Here is a 23,993-nt window from a genome sequence, read left to right on the forward strand (position 1 = left end):
TCGACCGCCGGACCGCATCCAATGCAGGTGCTGTTATGAGGACTTTTGTGCTTATCGGGCGGCCTTGGAATGCATTCGCGTCACTCACGCCGCCGGTAAGTTCAGCATAAACGTCGTGCCCTGGCCCGGGGCGCTGGCGACCTCAATTCTGCCGCCCATGTCTTCCATCAGACGCTTGCAGACGTGCAGCCCGAGGCCCAGGCCGCCCTTGTCGGTGCGGCCGCCGGCGGACGGATCTGAATCGGGGCCGCCCTTCGTCGTAAAGAACGGCTCGAAGATGTGGCTGATGTGTTCGTGCGCGATGCCCGGGCCGGTGTCGGTCACTTCCACGGCCACGCGGTCGCCCTCGCGCCGACCGCGGATCATCAGCCGCCCGCCCGTCTCCAGCATCGCCTGCCGCGCGTTGAGAATGATGTTGAACAACACCTGCTGCAGCGCGCCCGACGCAGCGCGGACGGCCAATCCGGCCGGCGCTTCGATCGACAGCGCGATGCCGTCGCGCGACAGCTCGCGCCCGAGGCACTCCACCGCCTCGCGGGCCGCCTGCTCGACATTGACAGGTGTCAATTCATCCGGTGAGCCGGATGCCATGCCCATGATCCGGCCGCACAACCCGCCCATCCGCTGCGCCGAGCGCAGGGTGCGCTCGACCGCTGCGCGAAGCTCGTCGGGCTTGTTGCGCGACAGGGCATACTGCGAGTAACTCACCAGCGGCGTGAGCAGATTGTTGAACTCGTGCGCCAGCATGGCCGACATTGTGCCGAGCGACGCCAGTCGCTGAAGGCTGCCAACCTGGCGGTCCAGCAGTGCCAGCTTGTGCTCCAGCTCCGCCAGCACACGCGGCAGATCAGCCGGGGACGAGAGCGCCAGAGGCTCGGGGCGTTCGGCGTCACTCATCTGAACAGGATCCTTTCCATGCGTGTCTTATCGACCGGAACGACCGCGTCTCCTTGACCCCTGCGCCATTCCCGCGAGAATCGCCGACCAAGATGGACCTGCACGACCGGCTTGACGCACTGCTGACCTTGGCCGAGCAACTCGGCCTGTCCATCCGGCGCGAATCGCTCGGCGGCGAGGGCGGCGGGTTATGCAGGATCAAGGGGCAGGCCGTGCTGTTTCTCGACACGGCGGCCGATCTGGAAACGCGCTACGAGCGCACGCTTTCGGCGCTCGCCTCGCATCCCGGAATCGACCGGCACTACCTCCCGCCCGAAGTGCGCGAGGACCTCGACCGCCAGCGCGGCGCTTAGCGATTGAAATTCGCTCCATGTCACATCGGCACTTCTGACGGTGAGCCACCGCTTTAAGCCGTGGCACCGGGCAACCAGTCCCGCTGGGTCGCAGACTCAAGAACCTTGACCAGCCACGTCACCGCTGCTAGATTTCCTCGTTGTCACCGTTACTCAATTGAACCCACGAGATCGACCCCCTGATCCGGAAGGAGTTGACCCATGGCATTTTCGCTTGCCCCGCTGCCCTACCCGTTTGACGCACTCGCCCCGCACATCGACGCGAAGACAATGGAGATTCACCACGGCAAGCATCACAACGCCTACGTCACGAACCTGAACAAGGCGCTGGAGGCCCACGCCGACCTCGCCGCCAAGCCGATTGAAGACATTTTGCGAAACATCACCCAGGTGCCCGAGGCCGTGCGACAGGCCGTCATCAACAACGGCGGCGGGCACGCCAATCACACGCTGTTCTGGAACATCATGGGTCCCAACTGCGGCGGCACGCCGTCGGGCGAGATCGGCGCGGCGATCAACAGCACCTTCGGCAGCTTCGACGCCTTCAAGGAAAAAGTCTCCACCGCCGGCGCGACGCGCTTCGGCAGCGGCTGGGCCTGGCTCGCCATCAAGGACGGCAAGCTCGAAGTCTTCAGCACCGCCAATCAGGATTCGCCCTACATGACCGGCCACACGCCGCTGCTGGGCATCGACGTGTGGGAGCACGCGTACTACCTGAACTACCAGAACCGCCGGCCCGATTACATCGCCGCCTGGTGGAACACGGTCAACTGGCGCAAGGTGGACGAACTGTACAAGGCCGCGAAAAAGTAAAGCCTGTTTCAAATCTCCTCTCTCCCTTGGGGGAGAGGTCGGGTGAGGGGGAAAAGCATCTCAAGGAACACGTGCCTCCCTCACCCCAGCCCTCTCCCTGGAGGGAGAGGGGGTTTTGGAACAGCATGTAGTCTGCAGCGTAGGGTGCGTCCTCGACGCACCAATGCATCTATCGCACCACCACCACCGTCCCCGGTCCGGCGCGGAGTTGTTCCGCCGCGTTGCCCTGATTGATGGCCACTTCCAACATGCCCGTCGAGCCGATCAGGGCAACGATCTCACCCGGTGCGACATCGCCATAGGTCCCGCGCAGCGGACCGACGCGCAGCGGTCCCACGTGCACATTCAGCCCGTCGAATGTCGTGAACGCGACACTCAATTCCTCCGCGCTGATGTTGGAAATGAGGTTGCCGAATCGGTCGACGTACAGCACCTGCCCCTCGATCCCCCCGCCGGCCAGCGGCGCCGCCTTCTCCAGATTCAAAATCTCCAACTGGTCAATCGCCGGACCGACGGCATCCAGCGACAGACCGCGCGCCAGGTTCCCCGCCACCGGCGCAAGGATGTCCCGCCCGTGAAAGGTCGTGCTCACTTCGGGTCGAAACAACCGCGTGTTCTCAATCGACCGCAATTCTTCCAACACGAAATCGCGCTGCACCAGCGACACCAGCCCGTTGTCGGGCGCAAGAATCACGTGCCCTTCGTACCGCGCCGCGATCATTCGCCGCGTCGTGCCGACGCCGGGGTCCACCACCGCGACGTGAATCGTGCCGGCCGGGAAATGCTCCACGACCTGCCGCAGCACAAACGCCCCATGCACGACATCGTGCGGCCCGATGGCGTGCGTCACGTCCACGATCTGCGCGCGCGGCTCAATCTGAAACAGGACGCCCTTCATGCAGGCGACGTAGTGGTCGGCCTGTCCAAAGTCCGTCGTCAGCGTGATCAGCGCCATGGCAATTCCGCGAACCGTCGCTTTCAGTCAACAAGCGGGCATCGTGCCACGGCGCGACGGTTTCGTCCACGGCCCGGACGATTGGACGCGGCGGCTCGACGCACGCTACACTTTCCGGCGACACCATGGCGCAAATCGACGTGCGGCAACTCGGCAAGACCTTTCGCGTGCCCGAGCGGGAGGGGGGATTCCAGGCGGCGATGCGAAGCTTCTTCCGCCGCACGTACAAGCAGGTCCGCGCCGTCGATGCCGTCAGCTTCTCGGTGGAACCAGGCGAAATCGTCGGTTTCCTCGGCCCCAACGGCGCGGGCAAGACCACAACGCTCAAGATGCTCTCCGGCCTGCTCCACCCCACTGACGGCGAGGCCCGCGTGCTGGGTTTCACGCCGTGGGAACGCAAGACCGACTACCTCCGTCGAATCAGCATGCTCATGGGCCAGCGCTCCCAGATGCAATGGGATCTCCCCGCGATGGATTCCTTCCTCGTCCATCAGGCGATCTACGGTCTGGACCCGGCTCAATACAAAGCCACGCTCGATGAACTGATCGAGCTGCTGGACCTCACGCCGATCCTCAAGAAGCAGGTGCGCACGCTCTCGCTCGGCGAGCGCATGAAATGCGAAATCTGCGTCTCGCTGCTGCATCGGCCGTCGGTTCTCTTTCTCGACGAGCCGACGATCGGCGTGGACATCACCATGCAGGCGAGGATTCGCGAGTTCATTCGAAATTACAACCGCCGTCACGGCGCGACGATCATCCTCACGAGCCATTACATGGCCGACGTCGCCGCCCTGTGCAAGCGCATCATCGTCATTGACCACGGGCGCATTCTTTTCGACGGCGCGCTGGCGGACCTCTCTCGAAAAATGGCCCCCTACAAAGTCATCAAGATCGACCTCGAGCGCGACGCGAACGGCTACGACTTCGCCGCCGTCGGCGAGGTGCTCTCCCTCGAATCCCGCAAGGCAATCGTGAAAGTGCCCAAGGAGCGCGCCGCCGAACTGACCAGCCGCCTGCTCACCGATCTGCCGGTGCTGGACGTGACGATTGAAGATCCGCCGATTGAGGACGTCATTGCCCGCGCGTTCGGCCAATCCAAAGATTCGCCCGCGCAAGCAGCCGATTCCAAAGAGCCGATTGCGCAAGCAATCGAAAATCCATCGGAACCCTCCCGCCCATGACGCGCATCCTGCAAACCCTCTGGGCCTTTCTCAAAGTACATTGTGCCACGATGCTCCAGTATCGCGGCGAAATCTTCCTCTGGGCCGTCTGGGGACTCGTCAATCCCGCCGTGCTCTACTCCATGTGGTCCGCCGCCGCCGAGAGCCGGCCCGGCGGCGTGGTCGCCGGATTCTCACAGAGCCAACTCGCCGCCTACTACCTCGTCGTCATGATGATCGGTCACTTCGCCACCGCGTGGGACGCATACGACATGGGTTACCAGGTGCGCTCCGGGCGGATGAGCGGGCAGCTCCTTCGGCCGATCCTTCCGATCTGGCAGGCCATCGCCGCGAACCTGTCGTACAAGATCACGACGCTGCCCTTTCTCGTGCCAATGTGGTGCTTCTTCGCATGGTGGGTGAAACCCGGATTTGAGTCACAAACATGGCACCTCGCGCTGGGCGCCGTCGCCGTCGCGCTGGGCTGCGCCATCAACTTCATGCTGGGCTACCTGATCGCCCTGATCGCCTTCTGGTCGCCCAAGCTCGACGCCGCGGGTGAAATCTATTTCGGTCTCGGCATGTTCCTCGGCGGTCGGTTCAGCCCGCTGGCGGCGCTGCCGCCGGTGATCTTCGCCGTCGCGACGTGGCTGCCGTTTCGATGGATGTTCGCCTTTCCCGCCGAACTGCTGATCGGCAAGGTGCCGACGCTCAACGGCGCACTGGCCGGCGTGGCGATTCAGGCAGCATGGCTGACCGGGTTGATTGCGGCGTTCCGAATGGCCTGGGTCGCCGCGGTGAAACGCTATACGGCGGTGAGCGGATGAACCTGCGACGCGCGATCCATCTCGTCCGTCTGTTCATTCAGGTCAGCGTCCAGAACCTGTCCGCCTATCGGTTCGACATGTACGTCCGCATCGGGGTGTCGCTCATGCACCTCGTCTCCGAGCTGCTCGTCGTCTGGACCATCTTCCACAACACGCAATCCATCGGCGGCTGGCGCTGGCAGCACATGCTCGTCCTCATGGGCGTCTATCGCATGATTGCCGGCGGCATCCGCATGTCCATCGTCCCCAACATGCGCCGCGTGCTCGAAGAGATCATGGACGGCACGCTCGATTTCGTGCTCATGCGCCCCGTCAACGCCCAGTTCCTCGTCAGCATCCGGGAGTTCGTCGTCTGGCGCGCGGTGGATGTCTTCCTCGGCTTGAGCATCGCGCTCTTTGGCGCCATCAAGCTCACCGGCGTCATCCCACTGCGCGAAGCGCTCATCTTCTGCGCCATGCTCGCCGCCGGATTCGTCATCGTGTATTCCATCTGGCTCGCACTCGCCACGCTCTGCTTCTGGTTCGTGCGCATTCAGAACATCGAGATGATCTTCTGGAACGTCTTCGAGGCCGGCCGTTTCCCAATCACCATCTACCCCCCCGGCGTGCAGTGGACCCTGACCTACATCCTCCCGATCGCTTTCATCATCATGTTCCCCGCTGCCGCCCTTACCGGCGACGACGACAAGCTCCCGGCTGCCATGCCGATCATCGCCGCCCTCCTCGCCGCCGCCGCCTTCGTCGCGTCGGGATGGTTCTGGCGTTTCGGCCTGCGGCGCTACAGCGGCGCCTCGGCCTAGGGCGGGCACTCAATCGTAGTACCGGTTTCAATACGGTGACACAGGCGTCTCGCCTGTGTTGAATATTGTGGATTCTCACGGTTTGGAGAGACGCCGGCTTGGGTGCCCCATCCTCGCGCAGCGAGGGTGGGATCACGATGATTCGATTCAGTATCTGTAATCGGCTGGTACATGCTATCGACCACTTTGCCCGACGATTGTCGGGGTGATACGATGCCCCGGAACAGACGCGGTTCGTGCAAGGCGAATCGTTCCGGTTAGAATGTCGGTCGCGGCCCGTCGGGAGCGATTCCCATGCGACTGCTGATTCTCGAAAACAGCCAGCTTCGCCGGACGCTCAAAGCCGGCCCCGGCGAGGTTTACATCGGCTCCAGCGCCGACTGCCAGGTGCATCTTCCCGATGCGCGGATCAGCCCGCGGCAGGTGGCGCTGTCGCAGGATGAAGACGGCGCGTGGTGGCTCGACGTGCTGGACAGCGGCGGCTTGCCGACCAGCCTCAACCGGGCGGTGCAGAAGGGCCGCGCCAAGCTGCGCCATGCTGATGAAATTGCCGTGGGGAACTGGTGCATCCGCCTGATGATGGAGTCCGAGGCGTCGCGCGAGGAGATGCTTCGCCAGCGCATGCTGGCCATCACGAAGCAGCACGGCGAAGGACTGCCTTTATCTACAATCGTCTATCGTGGCGAACACCCCCTTACCCTGCCGCGCGAGCAGATCGAGCAGATGGCGATTCTCGCCCTGCGCCTCTCCGGCATGGAAACCGTCAAGGACATGCTCACGCCCATCCTGCGGGCCGTGCTGCGTGATTTCTCCGGTCGCCGCGCTTGGATCGGCGTCCGCGCGCCCGATCAGCGCGAGTTCCAGTGGATGAGCGGCCTCGCCGCCGGTGGGCAAGTCTGTGATCGGCCGGCCTTCTCCGCCGGAATGCAGACTCGTGTCTTGAAAAACGGCCATTCCCTCTGCTGCCCCGACGCCCCGCAGCACGGCATCCGCTCGGCGATGGCCGCGCCGCTCGCATCGGCCTCGGGCACGATCGGCATGCTTTACGTCGAGAACGACGCAGGGGACTTGCCGTTTGGCGAGTCCCACCTGCACGGGCTGATCGCGACGGCGTCGTGCGTGGCCATTCCGCTGGAGAACGCCATTCGCCGTACGATGGCCCGTCGCCAGACCGCTGCCAGCGTGGAAAGCACGCTCACGCGCGTGACGCAGGACCTGCTCACGCCCAAAGCCCTGCCTCGCTGGCCCGAGCTGCACGTTGCGGCCTATCGCCACATGGGCACGGCGCGCTGCTGCGATCTGTGGGACGTCGTGCAACTGCCGGACAAAACCGCCGCGCTTCTGGTGGCGCGCGTCGGAATGAGCGGTTTGAGCGTGCCGCGCTTCCTGACCGAGGTGCGCAGCGCGTTTCGCATCGCCGCCCTGCACAGTGAGCCGCCCAACATCCTCTGCCGCGCTCTGAACTGGCTCGTGCACGATGGGGAAGAGAAGTATTGCATCGACGTGGCCTGTGCGTGGATCGCGCCGGCCACCGGGCTGGTGCAGTTCTGCGCGGCCGGTCCCGGCGCGTTCGTCGGTCGACTCGACGACGACGGCAGCGTGACTTGGATCGGGCTCTCGCATGGCGAACCAATTGGTCGGCAGCGCGGCAGTGCTTACGAGGTGGAGAAGTTCATGCTCGAGCCGCAGCAGTCGCTGCTGCTGGCGACGGACGGCGTAAGCCTGGCAAAGAATCAGGACGGCGCGGCGCTGGGACGGACCGGTTTGCAGGAGATCATTGAGGACTGTGCGGGCAACGCGCCGGGGCAGGTGCTTAGTGAGTTCGCGAGCGAACTGACGGACTACGTGAACGGCGGAAGCTGCCCGGACGACGTGACGGTGCTGCTGGCGAAGCGGCTGGGGTGAAGGACGCGCGCCGTGCTCGCGCACCGGGGTGCCCGCTCGCCGGCGCGTCGAACGGGGATTGATCCCGATGACGGGAACCCTGCTTACGCAGTCGGGGCGGTCGCCGGAACGTCGGTCACCGGGGCATCTTCGATGATCTGCGTGCCGTAGAGCGATTGATACAATCGGCAGCGGCGGATCAGTTCTTCGTGCCGGCCGCTGTCCACGATGCGCCCGCGATCCATGACGACGATCCGATCGGCCTGAAGAATGGTCGAAAAGCGGTGGGCAATGATGAGCGCGGTGCGCCCTTCGAGAAAGCGCTCAACGGCGTCGTGAATCTTCTGCTCGCTTTCGGAATCGACCTGGCTGGTCGCTTCGTCAAAGATGAAGATCGGTGCGTTGCGCAGGATGGCGCGGGCGATGGCGATGCGCTGCTTCTGCCCGCCGGAGAGCGTGACGCCGTGCTCGCCGACGTAGGTATCGTAGCCCTGCGGTTTCTCTCGGATGAACTCGTCGGCGTAGGCCGCTTTGGCCGCGGCGACGATTCGTTCCTCCTGCCCGGCGAGATCGTACCGGCGTTCGGGATGGCGCTGACGCAGGATCAGCTTGCGAAGCAGACGCCCGTCTCCATAGGCGATGTTGTTGCCGATCGTATCGGCGAAAATCACCGTATCCTGCGTCAGCAGGCTCATCTGACGGCGCAAGGACGCGATGGACAAATCGCGCAGATCACGCCCGTCGATCAGAATCACGCCTTCCTGCTGCTCGAAGAACCGCATGAGCAGGCTTAGCAGCGTCGTCTTGCCCGAGCCGTTCGGCCCGACAAACGCCACCCGCTCGCCCCGTCGAATCGTCAGGTTAACGGCGTTCAGCGCGGGCGACGTCGCGCCGGGGTAGGTGTACGTCACGTCGCGAAACTCGATGCGATCGCTGAACGGCGGCGCGGGAATCGGCCGGGCCGGCCCCGGCGTCACCTCGTCGGGCATGTCGATGATCTCGAACACGCGATCCATCGCGGCGTTGGCCGTCTGGAAACGGTTGTAGAATGAAGACATTTTGCGAACAGGATCGAACATGCCCGCCATGCAGGCCGCCAGCGTGGCGAACTTGGAAAACTCCATCAGCCCGTTGAGCATCTGGTTGGCGAAGTAAAGAATCGCCAGCGCCGCCACGATCTGCCCGACGAACTCAAACAGCGGGCTGGAGAGCGCGTCGATCCGCTCGATCTTCATCTGCTGGCGAAGCATCTGCTTGTCGAGCTGGTGAAGCCGCTGCCGCTCGAACGTCTCCATCGTGTAGCCCTTCACGACGCGGATGCCCGTCAGCGTCCCCTGAAGGGCCGACAGCATGCGGCCGTAATTCTCCAGCAGCCGCTTGTTGGCCTTGCGGATCATCTTGCCGAGACGGCGGATGAGGTACCCGCCGACGGGCGCGGCGACCGCGGTGATCAGTGTCAGCCGCCAATCGATGACCAGCGCGACGCAGAACACGAAGATCGCCTTGAGCGGCTCGCGCAGGCTCTTGGCGAAGAGGAAATTCAGCCCGCGATAGATGTCCTGGCTGTCCTGCACGAACCGGCTGACCAGATCGCTCACGCCGTGCGTCGCGAACTTCGATACCGGCAGACGCAGCACGCGATAATACATCCGCTTGCGCAACATCAGCACGACGCAGGCCGCCGTCAGCGCGATGAGATACTCCGCGAAGAAGCGTGACACACCGCCGACCACGGAAATCAGCACGACGATCACGACGATGATCTTCAGCGTGTCAAGACGATCTTCCGCGGACGAGCCTTGCGGCAGCAGCGCCGCCCCCCGCCGCAACCACCAATCCGAAAACTTCAGCGGCTCGGGCGTAACACGAATCGGCACCAGCTGCTGGTCCCGATCGAGAAAGGTCAGGGCGACTTCGTGCCCGTCTTCCAGATACGCCAGCACACGAAACAACTCGCCCGGTTTCAGGGCGGCACCGTCGATCTGCGTGAGCACGAAATTTCGCTTGATCGTTGGCGGCAGCAGCGCGTTGGAGGACCGTTTCGCCACGCGCACCTCGCCGGCGGCGGCGTCAACATCAAACACCGCGTTGAGCCGGCGCTCGGCGATGCCCTGGTGAATCCACGACGGCACGCCCTGCTGACCGGCGATCAGATGAATCGTCGGCAGCAACGCCATTATGTTGATGGAGTAGGTCGCCGCGACGATCACAACGCACAGACACCCCGGAACGAGGTAGCGCTTCTGCGACCAGGCGTATCGCCAGATTCGGAGCAACCGCTGGGCAGTCCCCTGGCCAGCGGTCGCCGCTCTCGTCGCAGAAGGTCCGGCCAGTGCCATCGTGCAGGGGGCTCCGAAGAAGTACGCGGTCAATCGTTCGTGGCCAGTGGTCAGTCGCCTGCGAACATGGGTTGCCGGCCGCGATCGACGTTTCCGTATGCGCCGCAGTTTACTGAACCATCCTCGGGCTTGCAGGTTCGTGCAAACTCGTCAGCAGGACCATTGTAGGTCAGAATCACACCGTGCGGAATGGCATGAGATCGCGTTGAAAAGCGCCTCAAGCCGGGGGACACGGTGGACCAGCGTTGCGTTCGCGCAATGGACGCTGCACGCCAAGAGCCTACAATGCATCCGGCCTACAGGCTGGATACGGTTGTCGGGCGACGAACCTTGGGCAGCCCACTTCTTGCCGACAACCACGGAATCGAGGCGCGCTGAAACCAACCACGAACCACTGACAACCAACCGCTTACCAATCCCCCATGACCCTCATGATGAGCGTTTCAGGTGTACGCGGCATCGTCGGCCGGACGATGACGCCGACGCTGGCGACCGAGTTGGCGTGTGCCTTCGGCGCCGATCTCGGCGGCGGGCGCGTCGTACTGGCGCGCGATTCGCGGCCCAGCGGCGAGATGATCCGCGCGGCCGTCGCAGCTGGCTTGCTCGCGTCGGGCTGCACCGTCATCGATCTCGGCGTCGTCACCACTCCCAGCGCCGCCCTGATGATCGGCGAGCTGGGCGCCGTCGCCGGCGTCGTCATCACCGCCAGCCACAATCCCATTGAATGGAACGGCATCAAGCTCCTCTGCCAGCGCGGCCACGCCCTGCCCGCCGCCGACGCCCAGCGCGTCTATGACCGCTATCACGCAAAGGACTTCGCCCTGCGTGATGCGACCGGCTGCGGCCGAATGGAGCGCGACGGGTCGACGAATGAACGGCACGTGGCAAAAATCCTGACGCTTCTCAACGTCGATGCGATCCGCTCGTGCCAGTATCATGTCGTCCTGGACAGCGTCAACGGCGCCGGCGGCGAAGGCGGTCGTCGACTGCTGGAAGCGCTCGGCTGCAAGGTCACGCACCTGAACGCCGAACCGACTGGCCGCTTTGCCCACACACCCGAGCCGACGGCCGAGAACTTGACCGGCCTGTGCGATGCGGTGAAGCAGGCCGGGGCCGACCTCGGTTTCGCGCAGGATCCGGACGCCGACCGGCTGGCGGTGGTTGACGACAAAAGTCGCTATATCGGCGAGGAATACACCTTCGCGCTCGCGGCGAAGGAAGTCTTCTCAATGCGGCCAGGCCCCGCGGCGGCCAACCTGTCCACCTCGCGCATGATCGACGATCTCGCGGCGCAAGCCGGCGGCGGCGCGATCGTGCATCGCACGGCCGTCGGCGAGGCCAACGTCGCCAGCGCGGTCCTGGACAAACAATGCGTCATCGGCGGGGAAGGCAACGGCGGCGTGATAGACCCGCGCGTCGTCGCCGTGCGTGACAGCTTCACCGGAATGGGGCTGGTGCTGAATCTGCTCGCGCGCACCGGCCAGCGGCTGTCGTCCATTGTTGATGCCATGCCGCGCTATGTGATGGTCAAGAGGAAACTGGAGATGCCCGCCGCGCAGATCGCTCCGTGGCTGGAGCGCGTGCGCAGCGCGGCGGCGAACGACGCCCGGGTCGATACGTGCGACGGCGTGCGCATCGACTGGCCGCAGGGCTGGGTGCATGTTCGACCCAGCAACACCGAACCGATCGCCCGCGTCATCGCCGAAGCGTCCGACGAAGCCACGGCGAACGAACTGGCACGGCGCGTGATGGCGCTCCGGTGAGCCACGCATCGTGTTAGACAGGAAACCGACCCCTTGAAAACAGCCGGCAAGCCAGCTTCGCGTGAGACCAGCCCCTCGAAACGAAACGATGCCGCCGCGCCGCGCGCTCCGGGCGAACGCTTCCGCACCCCGACGCGACTCGTCGGCGCGATCGCCAAGATCGAAAGCCGGACGTCGCTCCTCATCTTGAGCGGCCTGTCTCTGCTGATGTGCTGCCTCATGTTCCCCCGACCGGGCTGGTGGTGGCTTTCGTACATCTGCCTCACGCCGTGGCTCGTGGCCGTGTGCGCCGCCCGGCGGGCGCGGTCCATGTACTTCGCGAGCTGGCTCCTCGGACTGGGCTTCTTCTTCATCAACATCAACTGGATGTACCCGGTGACGCGGGAGGGCTACATCGCCCTGGGCGCGTTCTTCTCGCTGACCTTCCCGCTGGTCGCCTGGCCCGTGCGGCATTTATACATTCGTCACAATGTCTCGCTCGCCTTGAGCGTGCCCGTCGTGTGGACGGCGCTGGAATACGCCCGTTCCCTCGGACCCACCGGTTTTCCCTGGGTGCTCCTGGGCCATACGCATTACGAGCAACTCACCTTCATACAAATCAGCGATCTCGCCGGGGCTTATGCCGTCAGCTTTGTCCTCGCCATGATCAACGGCTGGATCACCGACCTGCTCATTCAGCCCATTCTCATCTGGCGATCCCAGCAGGGCACACGACTGCCCATCGGATCGCTCACCACCCTCCTTGTCGTCGCCGGCACGCTGATCTACGGCAGCACGCAAAAATCAACGCGTCACCTGCAACGCGGACCCCGCGTCGCGGTGGTGCAGCACGACTTTCCCATGTACGTCGACGCACGACGAGCACGATCTTCGGCCGAGACGATCTTTGATTGCCACCTCGAACTCGCCAGGCAGGCCGCACTCGGCGGGCCGGACGGCCGCGACAAACCCGATCTGATTGTCCTGCCCGAAACCGTCATGAGCGGCTGGATCAACGACGAGTTTCTCGATGCACCGCCGACCGCGCTGGAAGAAATCCTTCGCCGCCGCTACCCGAAATCGCAAGTCGCCATGCTGCGCTACTACCAGGATTTCGGAAAGCGCGTCCGCGAAGCCTTTCAAACACTGGCCGATCAGTCCGGCATTCCCATTGTGCTGGGTTCGTCGGCCATGGAATGGAAGCCCACGGCCATTCCCCCGCGCGCGGACTCGTTCAACTCGGCTTACCTCTTGCTTCCCGGGCGAACATCGCCGGCCGCACGCTATGACAAAATTCACCTCGTCTTGTTCGGCGAGTACGTCCCGTTTCGTTTCACTCACCGCTGGCTCTATGACTGGCTCAACGGTATCACACCCTGGGGCCGCGGCGGTGTTGAGTATTCGCTTTCGCCGGGCGAACAATTCAACGCGTTTGAAATTCCCGCGGTTCGCCCCGCCGTGCGCACGCCGGTCAACGGCGCTGACCCCGCACCCGCCTCGGCGCCGATCAGGCCCGAATCGCCGATTCAAACCTATCGCGCCGGCACACCCATCTGCTACGAGGAGATCATGCCCTACGTCCCCCGCGCCTTCGTCCGGGGGAGCGGCGCCGGCGAAAAAAACATTGACATGCTCCTCTCCATCAGCAACGACGGCTGGTTCCTGCACTCGGCCGAACTGGAGCAGCATTTGGCGGCTGCCGTCTTCCGCGCGGTGGAGAACCGCATCGCCGTGGCGCGAAGCGTGAACACCGGCGCCAGCGCGACGATCCACCCGAACGGACGCATTCACCTGCGCGCGCGCATCAGCGATGAAAAGCTTGCTCGATTGGATCAAATCGACCGCGCGCTGATCGCCCTGGGTGAGCAGCTCGACCGCATGGAAGCGCTCTCCAGCGGATCGACCGGCGCAGCCGAACCGAAGGAGTACACCGCCGCGTGGTCCCAGATGAATGCCCTGCTGACCAAAGATCTGCGCGCGGCCTGTTTGAACGTGGGGCCGGAAATGAAATCCTTCCACGCCCGACTGGCGTCGATGCTGCCTGACTTGATCACGCGCGACCCGGCGGCGCGGGCCGAGGCGTATGAAGACTGGCGCGACCAGCTCGCACTCGACCGCGAGACGATCGCGCGGTGGAAACGCCATCCGGACCAGGCCCCGGCCATCGGCGTCGGTGAGCTGAAGCTCGACAACCGCCTTACGCTTTACTCGCAATGGGGCGACTGGCTGGGCCAAGGCGCCTTGGCGCTGTATGGTATGATCGTGCTCGACTGGCTGCTGCGAAGACTGCGGCGGCAGCGCGGCTAGCGTCAAAACGCACGGAGGCGTATGACATGCGTCACAGCTATGAACGAGTCGCCATTCTGATCGGCTGCATTGGCTTCTGCTGCTCCGGCTGCGTTCGACCACCAGAACCCGCTCCGCTTGATGCGCAGGATCAATCGCGCTTCCGAGCGTTAAGCGTCCAAACCCTGCGCGAGGCTGCGTTCGGTGACGACCCTGTCTTGCGGATGCAGGCCATGGAGGCGATTCAGGAAGTCGCGCCGGCCGATGCCGCCTCCTGCATCGCCGAAAACGTCGACAACGGCTACGCCGGCGTAAGCTTCGCGGCCCTGATGGCCCTGGGCGATCTGCGCCGGTCAACCGCAGAAAGTTCGGCACGGCTGGCCGTTGCGAATCAAAATCGCCTTTTGCAGCGCGTGCGGACGCTTGCCGAGGACCGCGATCCCAATGTGCGCATCGCATCGCTGTATGCCCTCCATGCGATGGGTGACGCGACCCGTACCAAAGAGCTGGCCGATTTTCTCCTGCGCAACGCCGACGCACGGGTGCGGGCCAATGCCGCGCTGGCCGTCGGCCGGCTGCGCGATCCATCGTCCGTCCCCCTGCTTCACCAAGCCCTCAAACGGGAAAAAAAAGACGCCGTGAAGATGCAGATTCTTGAGGCGCTCGCCTCGCTCGGTGATTCGCACGGCATCGAACGGCTCAAGTTCTACGGCTTCAGCGCCGTGCCCGATCAGGCCGCACTGGCCCTGATGTGCCTCGCGAATGCGCGCACGATCGAGGCCGAGGAGATGTTCCGCATTCGGCTTCGGGACACCGATTATCCGGAGATTCGCCTGCAAGCGGCACGCGGACTAGGCCGATTGGGATTCGAAGACGGATTGGAAACCGCCGTCCGCGACCTGTTCTTCGATCGGCCCCGCCGAAACATTGCCAACGATCCTCCGCAGCAGCAAATCGCACGCATCCGCGCTTTGGCAGCGCTGGCGCTGGAGGCCATCGGCAACCCCACCGCACTTGGGCCGCTTTGGAATGCCTTCAACGAACCGGGGCAGTCGCCTTATGTCCGGCTGGCAATCGCACGCGCGGCGTTACGGCTGATCGACGCCCGAACGCCGGATGCGGTTCGCCCCGCCGGGTTCGAATCCCACCGCGCGCCGACAAACCGAATCGCCGGCACAAACGTACAGGATTAGACCTTCACGGGCGGAGTCGATTGATGCGCTGGATTCCTTTCGCCATCCTCCTTTACTTCACCGCCGTCCTTCAATCCACGTTGGCCCCATTCCTCGCCGTACACGGCATTCGACCCGATTTTCTCGTCATTATCGCCGTGCACTACGCGCTGGCGGCTCGCGCGGCCGACGCCCTCATCGCCTGCTGGATCATCGGCTTCGTGACCGATCTGACAAGCTTGAGTTTTGGAGATCATGGCAACGTGGGCGTGCACGCGCTTGCGTTCGGGCTGGCCGCGCTCGCCATGGTCGCGCTGCGCGAGATTGCTTTTCGTGAAAGCGTCATCACACAGATCGTGTGCACTTTCCTGGCGCGGGTCATTGTCGCAGGGATTGCGGGCCTGCACCTGCTCTGGGCGGCTGATGCCTGGAGTCGAACAGGCGAAGTCCTTCTCGCCGCAATCTACAGCGCCGTGTACACCGCGGCCATCGCTCCCTACGGCCACTGGTTGCTGCGCCGAGGCCGCAGCCTGCTTGGAATTGGTATCACGCATCGCCTGCGCGTAGGATAACTGATCGTTCGGCTGTCGGCGGGTAACTGCCGCACCATTGGAACGACGTCGTGCTTCCGGTCTGCGTGCGCCAGCCGCGGGCGACCCCGCAGCGCCAGGAATGACAACGGACCACTGAACACCGCCCCATGTTTGAACGCCGCCTGCGAATCATCCTGATCCTGCCGATCCTGATCGGCGTCGTGATCGTCGCCCGGCTGGCGCACCTGCAACTGATTCGAGGTGATTATTACGCGCAACAACAGGAGGCCGCCCTGGTCGCGCCGCGGCAATACCTCCCCGCCTTGCGCGGAAGCATCCTCGATCGCGAAGGACGCCTGCTCGTCTCCGATGAGCCGGCGCACGACGTCACGGTGCACTACGGCGCGCTTTCCATGAGCGACCGTTACCTGGCCTTGCTCGCCGACCGGCTACGCCGAACCCGGCCCGATCTGCGCGGGGCCGACAACGCCACGCTCGCCGAAGAAGCGGCCCGCCAGATCGCGCGAATGTGGGTCCGGCTCGAGGCCATTACCGGTACCCCCATTGCCGAGCTGCGCCGCCGCCGTGACGCCGTCTGTCGATCCGTCGAGGGGCTGCGCCATTATCTCGCCGGTGCGCGTTCGGAGGCCGCGCGCCGCGCCGAGTCCGATGCGGCGACGTCGCGCTCGTTTTCATTCGGGCGATCGCCGCGCGCGGACAAACCGGCGAGCACGATCCACCTTCGCGAAGATGAACTGTTTCATCCCATTCTTCGCGACATTTCACCGCAGGTGCGCACCGCCGTCGAAGTCGAACTGGCCGATCTCCCCTTTGTCCGCGTCGAACCATCCGTCCGGCGCGTCGCCCAGCCGAACACGCAATCGTTCTGCCATCTCCTCGGCCGACTCGGACAGGTTTCGCCCGAATTGCTGCGCGACGATCCGCACGCCGAAGACCCGCTCGCCGCTTACCGCGCCGACGACGAAGCCGGCGTCAGCGGCGTCGAGCGCCTGTGCGAGACCATGCTCCGCGGCAAACGAGGCTACGAGGAACTTTTTCTCGACAAAACACTCAAAGAACGCGTCGCAGCACAAGACGGCCTCGATGTCCAGCTCACGATCGACCTCGACGTGCAGCGGCGCATCGCGGACCTGCTGACGGCCGCCGTCGCCGAGAACCCACCCTCGACCGGTGCCGCCTGCGTCGTCCTCGACGTGCAAACCCGCGAGATCATCGCCCTGGTCAGCGTCCCGACTTACGACCTGGCCGACCTGCGTAAAAACTACGCCGCCCTCCGCGATGACACGTGCACCGTCCCGCTGCGATTCCGTGCCGTCGCCGAAGAATACCAGCCCGGCTCGATTCTCAAACCGGCCTCCCTGCTCGCAGGCCTCGCGCTGGGCGCCGTCAAATCCGACACGCGCATCTTTTGCAGCGGCGCGCTCATCCCCGGTGCCGCACGCTGGCACTGCTGGACCCACTGGCGCGGCATGGCCGGCCACGGGGACGTCGACGCGGTGCAAGCCATCCAGCACAGTTGCAACATCTACTTCTACACACTCGGGCAGAAGCTCGGCGCCGACGCCCTCACGCGATTCTACGAACGGTTCTTCGGACTCACGTTTGCTCCGCGCGGCACCGGTCTCGTTGAAGAGCGCATCGGCATCATTCCCACACGCGACTGGCTCCGCGAACATCGAAAGCGGGACGTGACCCTCGCCGACGGCCGCAACTTCGCCATCGGCCAGGGCGAGCTGCAAATCACGCCGCTTCAGGCCGCCAACCTCTTCGCCACGCTCGCCATGGGCGCCTTCCGCGAACCGACGCTGATCGCCAACGACGCCCGGCCGCGACCGACGTTTCACTTTGACGAAATCTCTCCGCAGGCCTGGGAGACGGTCCGCCGCGGCGTCTACGAATGCGTCAACACCGAAGGCGGCACGGCATACAAGTACGCACGCATGGACGCGGTCGAACTCTGCGGCAAGACCGGCAGCGCCGAATGCGTCGCGCGCGTGACCCTGTGGCGGTTCCACTTTGCCCTGCCCGCTGACGGCCGCACTGCGACCATCGTCGCTCCCACGATTGAATCGGCGCGCGAGCAACTTGGGCTGACGGACGATGTGCCTTGCACGAAGCGCGAAATCGTCGAGCGGTATCCTCCGCCCGTGGTGTCCGGCAACAGCGCAGCGAACGTCAAGAACGCCGCGCCAACCCACGCGTGGTTTGCCGGCTATGCGCCGTACCGCCAGCCGCGCATCGCTTTGGCCGTCATCCTCGAGTACGGCGGCGGCGGAGGCCATGCCGCCGGACCGGTCGCGCGGCAGATCGTCGAAGTGCTCATGAACGCCCCGAAGCCCTACTTGAGCGGCCGATCCGTGGTGATGACCGACCAGCCATGACTACCTCCACCGCGGCGATGCGAAGCACCTTCTCGATCGTGAGCGCGCTGACGCGCGTTCTGCCTCCGCTGGGATGGGTCATTCTCCTGACCTCGCTGGTGCTCACCGGACTGGGCCTGCTCGCCGTCTGGGCCGGCGGATCGGCGCAAGGTGAGGACGCCACCCTCGCGACACGTCAGCTCGGGCATCTGCTCGTCGGGCTGATCGGCCTGGGCGTCGTGCAGGTCGTCGGCTATCGCCGGATCGGCCAGTACGCCTATCTCCTGTTCGGCTTCGTGCTCGTGCTGCTCACGCTGCTGCTCGTCGCGCAGAAAGTCAATCTCGCGCCGATTATCCCGGAGCGGCGCAGCACCTACCGCTGGATCGTCCTCGGTCCGATCAACATCCAGGTGTCCGAATATGCCAAGGTTGTCTATATTCTGGCGCTCGCCTGGTACCTGCGCTTTCGCACGAACTATCGTACGCTCGCCGGCCTGCTTGGTCCTTTCATCCTCACGCTTATCCCCGTCGCGCTGATTCTCAAGGAGCCGGACCTGGGCACGAGCCTGCTGCTGCTGCCCACGCTGCTGGTGATGCTCTTTGTCGCCGGTGCGAAGATTCGCCACCTCGCCCTGGTCGTCCTGCTCGGCGCGATCGCCGCGCCGGCGTTCTATTTCTCCCCCTTTATGAATCCCTACCAGCGCGAGCGGATCAACTCCCTCTTCCAACAGGACGAAACCAACGACCGATGGCGACTCGGCGCGGGCTATCAGCTTCACCAATCCAAAGTCGCATTGGGCAGCGGCCGGCTCGCCGGTCAAGGCCTCTCCGAAGGCGGCTTCTTCCGGCACAACCTTCTGCCCGAGGAGCACAACGATTTCATCTTCGCCGTGCTCGGGCATCAGTGGGGCTTCATCGGCGGGCTGGCGATCCTCTCGCTCTACATGCTCATCATTGCGATGGGTCTCACCGTGGCATCGTCCACTACCGACCCCTTCGGCCGACTGCTCGCCGTCGGCGTCTGCGCGCTCATCTGCGCGCAGACCATCATCAACGTCGGCATGACCATCGGCCTCATGCCCGTCACAGGCATGACACTGCCCTTCGTCAGCATGGGAGGCAGCGGCCTGATCACCAATTACCTCGCCATCGGACTGCTCATCGACGTCGCCCGCCCGCGGCCGGCCGATCTCGCGCCGCGACCGTTCGAGTTTGACCACGAGGCCTACGCATGAAACGTCGATCAAGTTCCCGTCGCCCGGCATCGAAGCGCCCCGCCTCCCCCCGCGCGCCACGAGACGCAGAATTAACACACCTCGACCGCCGCGGTGCGGCCCGCATGGTCGACGTCTCGCGGAAGAAGGTCACGCGCCGCCGCGCCATGGCGTCGGCCTGGGTCCACCTGGCCCCCGCCACGCTGCGACGCATCGTGACTGGCAAGATGCCCAAGGGTGATGTCTTCGCCGTGGCACGGCTCGCCGGCATCGCCGCCGCCAAGCGCACGCCCGACGTCATCCCGCTTTGCCATGTCCTGCCGCTCGATGCCGTCGAGATCACCCTCGAGCCGATCTCCGCCAAGACCGTCTGCATCCGCGCGACGGCCGTCGCCCGCGCCCGCACCGGCGTGGAAATGGAAGCGCTCGTCGCCGTGTCCGCCGCCGCCCTCGCGCTCTACGACATGTGCAAGGCCGTCGACCGCGGCATCGTCATCGGCCCGATCCGCCTCGACGAAAAATCCGGCGGCCAATCCGGCAACTGGAAGAGACCACGAATCACCTGACCACGCAACGACCGAACGCGAGACCGAAATGCCGCAATCGCGACATCCACCCGAATCCGCCTGCGACGCCGCGCCGCGTTGGGTATGGGTTGCAGCGGGTCTGATCGCCATCGCGACGCTCGCCGCCTACCTCCCCGCGATGCACGGCGGCTTCATCTGGGATGATGACGCCCACGTCACCCGTCCCGAACTCCGCTCGGCCGGCGGGCTGCTGCGAATCTGGTTCGACGTCGGCGCGACCCAGCAATACTACCCCCTGCTTCACAGCGCCTTCTGGATTCAACACAAGCTCTGGGGCGACTGGCCAGTCGGCTATCACCTCGTCAACACGCTCCTGCACGCATTCTCCGCGGTGCTCGTGCTGTTCATCGTGCGACGCTTGTTGCGCGCTGCGCAGGCCCCGTGGGCCGACTCGGCCTCCGCGATGGCCGCCGCCGTGTTCGCTCTGCACCCGGTTCACGTCGAATCGGTCGCGTGGATCACCGAACTAAAAAACACCCTCTCCGGCGTCTTCTATCTTTCGGCGATGGCGATCTATCTGCGCTTCGACGATTCGCGCCGGGCAAAATGGTACGCACTCGCATTTCTGCTTTTTGTTTGCGGCCTGCTCACCAAGACCGTCACCGCGACGCTCCCCGCCGCGCTGCTTGTGATCTTCTGGTGGCAGCGCGGACGTCTCACGCTGCGCCGAGACGTCGCGCCGCTTTTACCGTGGTTCGCGATCGGCGCCGCGGCCGGTCTCTTCACCGCCTGGGTCGAACACGACCTGATCGGCGCGAAGGGCGAGGAATTTGAGTTCACCGCATTGCAGCGCGGCCTGCTCGCCGGACGAGTCGTCTGGTTCTACCTCGGCAAGCTGGTCTGGCCCGCGAACCTGATCTTCATCTATCCCCGATGGGACGTGAATCCCTCCGCGCCGGCGCAGTGGTTGTATCCCTTCGCACTGATTGCGCTTCTCGCCGTGTTGTTCGTACTCCGCCGGCGCCACCGCGCCCCGCTGGCCGCAATGCTGTTCTTCATCGGAACGCTTTTTCCCGTCCTCGGCTTCTTCAACGTTTACCCCTTTCTGTTCTCGTTCGTCGCCGATCACTTCCAGTACCTCGCCAGCCTCGGTGTCATCGTCTTCGTCTGCGCGGCGATCCTGCGCGCGATGCCCGCCCGTACCGGCCGCGCCGCGCTCGCTCTGCCAATTGCCATTCCTATGGCACTCGCCGTCCTGACCTTCCGCCAATGCGGCCTCTACGCCGACGTGCAGACCCTCTACCGGACCACGATCGACCGAAACCCCGCTTGCTGGATGGCGCACAACAACCTCGGCGTGGAATACAAGAACGCCGGCCGCATCGACGACGCCCTCGCCTTGCGCCCGGACTATCCCGAAGCCTGGAACAACCTCGGCCTCGCCCTCACGGAGATCGGCAACCTGCGCGGCGCCGCCGATGCGTACCAGCAGGCCCTCAAACTCCGGCCCGCCAACCCCGGCGTCTTGAGCAATCTCGGCACGCTCCTGACCCGCATGGGCCGGCACGCCGATGCCATCGCGCAACACGAAGCCGCGCTGCGGCTCGATCCGAACGACGCGCAATTGCACGGCAACCTCGCCGTTTCGCTTCAGGCCGCCGGTCGCTACGCCGATGCGGTGACGCACTATCGCCGCTCCCTCGAATTGAACCCGGATCAACCGGGCATTCGATTGCAAATCGCGCTGTGCGACGCCGCGATGAAGCCTCCGCCGCAGGCCATCGAAGCCTACACCACGATCATCCGCACCCACCCGAACAACTCGCAAGCCTACTTCGCGCGGGCAGTGCTGCTTGCCCAAATCGGCCAGCCCGACGCCGCCATCAAGGACTATCTCCGCACGCTTGATATCAACCCCGACCACTTCGAAGCACACAACAATCTCGCCACGCTTCACGCGATGGCCGGCCGGCACGTGGAAGCGATCCCCCACTTCGAACAGGCTGTTCGCCTGCGGCCGGACTTTGTCGAGATCCGCATGAACCTCGCCGTGGCCTACGCAGCGGTCCGTCAGGTGGATCGCGCCCGCGAGACGGCGCGAATCGCCCTCGATCAGGCCCGGGCCGGCGGTCGAACCGAACTCGTGCAGAAAATCGAAGACTGGATTCGAGCCAACTCCGGCACCTCGTCGCCGTAAGGCGGAACCGCCTTGGGACCTGCCATGCACGATTCGTCGGGCGACTCAATCGCGGTTACAATCTCGTGCCGCGGCGTGGTCCTGACCGCCGCGCCCGGCGGACGGATACATGGAACACGCCACCGCTTTTCAACCCGCAACCGCTGCGCCGCGTCCGGCGGAAGGCCCGGACGGCACGTCCACGGACGATCTTTTCGCCCCGATCGCGCCGGCGCTCGATCAGGCGCTCGCGATCTTTGACGAAGAATTGCGCAGCGATCTGCCGTTTGTTCGCGAGCTGATCGCCCAGGTTCGTCGTTACCGCGGCAAGCTGCTTCGTCCTCGGCTCGCCCTGTTGGCGGCGCAGGCCTGCGGCGGCATTCGACGTGAGCACCTGACCCTCGCCGCCGTCGTCGAGATGGTCCACCTCGCCACGCTCGTTCACGACGATGTCCTCGATGAGGCCGACGTGCGACGCGACGGGCCGACCGTCAACGCCCTCGCCGGCAACGAAGCCGCCGTCATGCTCGGCGATTGCCTCATCTCGCACGCTTACCACCTCTGTTGCAGCCTCGATTCCACACGCATCGCCCGGCGCATCGCCGCCGTCACCAATACCCTCTGCGAAGGCGAGTTGATGCAGATTCATCATCGCGGAAACTTCGCCCTGACCGAGATCGAGTATTTCGAAATCATCACGCGCAAAACCGCCGCCCTGACCAGCGCGGCCACCGAATTGGCCGCCGAGCTTTGCGCCGCCGATTCGCAGACCGTTCGCTGCCTGGCCGGCTACGGCCGCGAGCTGGGGATCGCGTTTCAGATTGTCGACGACCTGTTGGATTTGACCGGTTCGCAGCGGGACGTGGGAAAGTCCGTCGGGCGCGATGCGCAACTCGGAAAGCTGACGCTCCCCGCGATTCGGTTCCGCGAGCAACATCCCGCGCGCCGGGCCGAACTGGAGGCCGCCTTGACCGACGCGAGCGCCGGCCGAGCCACCCGATTGTTGCAATTGATCGAGGGGACCGACGCCGTCGAGTATTCCCTCGCATCGGCCCGGTCGTGTGTCGAGTCGGCCCACGCCCATCTCGAAAAACTACCGCCCGCAACCACGCCGGAATCGCTCGACGCGCGACGCGCGCTGGACGCCGCAGCCGCCGCCGTCCTCACCCGCCGCCGCTGACCGACTTCACCACCGTTGCGTGCATCGAGCGCGCCGCACGCAGCGGCCGGCCCAGAATCTCCGTGATGTGATAATCCAGCATCGTCAGCGCCGCACGCACCCCGCGCGCGTCCGTTGGCCCCCCCCGGGTGATTTTCGTCGCTCCCACGCTCAACTGAAACTTCTCGATCGAGGCCGGCTCGCAATCCCGGCAGATCGCACCCCCCGATCGCGAACTGAAGTACAGAACCCTATCTTCCGTCACCAATCGCCGGCAGCTTGTGCACACCGACAACTCGGGCTGCAAGCCGATCTCCGTCAGCAGCAGCCACAGGAACCGCGCCAGCAGCAGCCCCGGCTCGTCCGAAGACAGATCCGCCAGATATTTTCGCAGCCCGTCAAACAGCCCCACATGCGGATCGTGCGCCTCGGTGAGCATGGCCACCGCCTCACCCGCGTACAGCCCGGCGTAATACCGCGCGAGGTCCGCGCGCAGATGCGGATAATGATCCAATTGTCGCCATTCTGTCAGCGGCGAAAGCCGCTCCTCCCCCCCCGGTCGCTGCGAGAAAACAATATCCCCCCGCTCAAGCAGATCGATGCCGACGCTGGCGCGCTGCCGCGTCGCGCGCTTCACGCCTTTGGCGATCACGCGCTGCTGGCCGTGCGCGCGGGTGAACACCGCGAGCACCTGCGACGACTCGCTGAAGTCCAGCCTGCGAAGCACGACGGCCTCGTCCTTGATCAGCGCCATGCCCTGCTCCACTCCGAATCG

The 23,993-nt window shown here is 64.7% G+C and carries 19 protein-coding genes; 15 read left to right on the plus strand and 4 right to left on the minus strand.

Annotation, left to right across the window (positions count from 1 at the left end):
* Window positions 1-84: 84 nt before the first annotated feature.
* Window positions 85-897, minus strand: coding sequence for a hypothetical protein (locus HRU71_04675; protein ID QOJ02824.1), 813 nt, complete (start codon window positions 895-897; stop codon window positions 85-87).
* 92 nt (window positions 898-989) lie between these two features.
* On the opposite strand from HRU71_04675, the gene HRU71_04680 reads away from it, so the two are divergent.
* Complete coding sequence (locus HRU71_04680) at window positions 990-1,250, plus strand: hypothetical protein (GenBank protein ID QOJ02825.1); 261 nt, start codon at window positions 990-992, stop codon at window positions 1,248-1,250.
* Window positions 1,251-1,451: 201 nt separating this feature from the next.
* Window positions 1,452-2,063, plus strand: coding sequence for a superoxide dismutase (locus HRU71_04685; GenBank protein ID QOJ02826.1), 612 nt, complete (start codon window positions 1,452-1,454; stop codon window positions 2,061-2,063).
* A 169-nt stretch (window positions 2,064-2,232) separates the two neighbouring features.
* On the opposite strand, the gene HRU71_04690 is transcribed toward HRU71_04685, so the two are convergent.
* Window positions 2,233-3,018, minus strand: a complete 786-nt coding sequence (locus tag HRU71_04690; protein ID QOJ02827.1) for an SAM-dependent chlorinase/fluorinase — start codon at window positions 3,016-3,018, stop codon at window positions 2,233-2,235.
* 125 nt (window positions 3,019-3,143) lie between these two features.
* Here HRU71_04690 and HRU71_04695 point away from each other — a divergent pair, with 125 nt between their 5' ends.
* The 4 genes from HRU71_04695 to HRU71_04710 all read left to right on the plus strand — a co-directional run bounded on the left by HRU71_04695 (window position 3,144) and on the right by HRU71_04710 (window position 7,710).
* Window positions 3,144-4,199, plus strand: a complete 1,056-nt coding sequence (locus tag HRU71_04695; GenBank protein QOJ02828.1) for an ATP-binding cassette domain-containing protein — start codon at window positions 3,144-3,146, stop codon at window positions 4,197-4,199.
* Entirely contained in the window at window positions 4,196-5,005 is an 810-nt protein-coding gene (locus HRU71_04700; protein ID QOJ02829.1) for an ABC-2 family transporter protein, read from the plus strand. Before HRU71_04695 ends, HRU71_04700 begins: the two co-directional genes overlap by 4 nt.
* On the plus strand, window positions 5,002-5,805 hold the full coding sequence (locus HRU71_04705; GenBank protein ID QOJ02830.1) for an ABC-2 family transporter protein: 804 nt from the start codon (window positions 5,002-5,004) through the stop codon (window positions 5,803-5,805). The genes HRU71_04700 and HRU71_04705 overlap by 4 nt, the downstream gene beginning before the upstream one ends.
* Before the next feature lie 294 nt (window positions 5,806-6,099).
* Window positions 6,100-7,710, plus strand: a complete 1,611-nt coding sequence (locus tag HRU71_04710) for a SpoIIE family protein phosphatase (GenBank protein ID QOJ02831.1) — start codon at window positions 6,100-6,102, stop codon at window positions 7,708-7,710.
* Between the two features lie 83 nt (window positions 7,711-7,793).
* Here HRU71_04710 and HRU71_04715 read toward each other — a convergent pair whose 3' ends face one another.
* The gene (locus HRU71_04715; protein QOJ02832.1) at window positions 7,794-10,028 is read right to left on the minus strand and encodes an ABC transporter ATP-binding protein; all 2,235 of its coding nucleotides are present in this window, start codon (window positions 10,026-10,028) and stop codon (window positions 7,794-7,796) included.
* A gap of 422 nt (window positions 10,029-10,450) precedes the next feature.
* Here HRU71_04715 and glmM point away from each other — a divergent pair, with 422 nt between their 5' ends.
* The 9 genes from glmM (at window position 10,451) to HRU71_04760 (ending at window position 23,239) form a co-directional block, all read left to right on the plus strand.
* On the plus strand, window positions 10,451-11,791 hold the full coding sequence (glmM, locus tag HRU71_04720; protein QOJ02833.1) for a phosphoglucosamine mutase: 1,341 nt from the start codon (window positions 10,451-10,453) through the stop codon (window positions 11,789-11,791).
* Between the two features lie 33 nt (window positions 11,792-11,824).
* Entirely contained in the window at window positions 11,825-14,077 is a 2,253-nt protein-coding gene (gene lnt / locus HRU71_04725; GenBank protein QOJ02834.1) for an apolipoprotein N-acyltransferase, read from the plus strand.
* A 26-nt stretch (window positions 14,078-14,103) separates the two neighbouring features.
* Window positions 14,104-15,249 carry a HEAT repeat domain-containing protein gene (locus HRU71_04730; GenBank protein QOJ02835.1) on the plus strand — a complete coding sequence of 382 codons (1,146 nt, stop codon included), beginning with the start codon at window positions 14,104-14,106 and terminating at the stop codon, window positions 15,247-15,249.
* A gap of 23 nt (window positions 15,250-15,272) precedes the next feature.
* Entirely contained in the window at window positions 15,273-15,800 is a 528-nt protein-coding gene (gene mreD / locus HRU71_04735; GenBank protein QOJ02836.1) for a rod shape-determining protein MreD, read from the plus strand.
* Window positions 15,801-15,928: 128 nt separating this feature from the next.
* Window positions 15,929-18,163 carry a hypothetical protein gene (locus HRU71_04740; protein ID QOJ02837.1) on the plus strand — a complete coding sequence of 745 codons (2,235 nt, stop codon included), beginning with the start codon at window positions 15,929-15,931 and terminating at the stop codon, window positions 18,161-18,163.
* Window positions 18,160-19,377 (plus strand): rod shape-determining protein RodA, encoded by a 1,218-nt coding sequence (locus HRU71_04745; protein ID QOJ02838.1) that lies wholly within the window; start codon window positions 18,160-18,162, stop codon window positions 19,375-19,377. The genes HRU71_04740 and HRU71_04745 overlap by 4 nt, the downstream gene beginning before the upstream one ends.
* Entirely contained in the window at window positions 19,374-19,922 is a 549-nt protein-coding gene (moaC, locus tag HRU71_04750) for a cyclic pyranopterin monophosphate synthase MoaC (GenBank protein ID QOJ02839.1), read from the plus strand. Before HRU71_04745 ends, moaC begins: the two co-directional genes overlap by 4 nt.
* Window positions 19,923-19,950: 28 nt before the next feature.
* Window positions 19,951-22,080, plus strand: a complete 2,130-nt coding sequence (locus HRU71_04755) for a tetratricopeptide repeat protein (protein QOJ02840.1) — start codon at window positions 19,951-19,953, stop codon at window positions 22,078-22,080.
* A gap of 109 nt (window positions 22,081-22,189) precedes the next feature.
* Window positions 22,190-23,239, plus strand: a complete 1,050-nt coding sequence (locus HRU71_04760) for a polyprenyl synthetase family protein (GenBank protein QOJ02841.1) — start codon at window positions 22,190-22,192, stop codon at window positions 23,237-23,239.
* Here HRU71_04760 and recO read toward each other — a convergent pair.
* The gene (gene recO / locus HRU71_04765) at window positions 23,223-23,972 is read right to left on the minus strand and encodes a DNA repair protein RecO (GenBank protein ID QOJ02842.1); all 750 of its coding nucleotides are present in this window, start codon (window positions 23,970-23,972) and stop codon (window positions 23,223-23,225) included. The two genes, HRU71_04760 and recO, sit on opposite strands and share 17 nt — an antisense overlap.
* Window positions 23,973-23,993: the final 21 nt, after the last annotated feature.

Source organism: Planctomycetia bacterium (genome assembly GCA_015200345.1).
GTDB lineage: Bacteria > Planctomycetota > Phycisphaerae > UBA1845 > UTPLA1 > PLA3.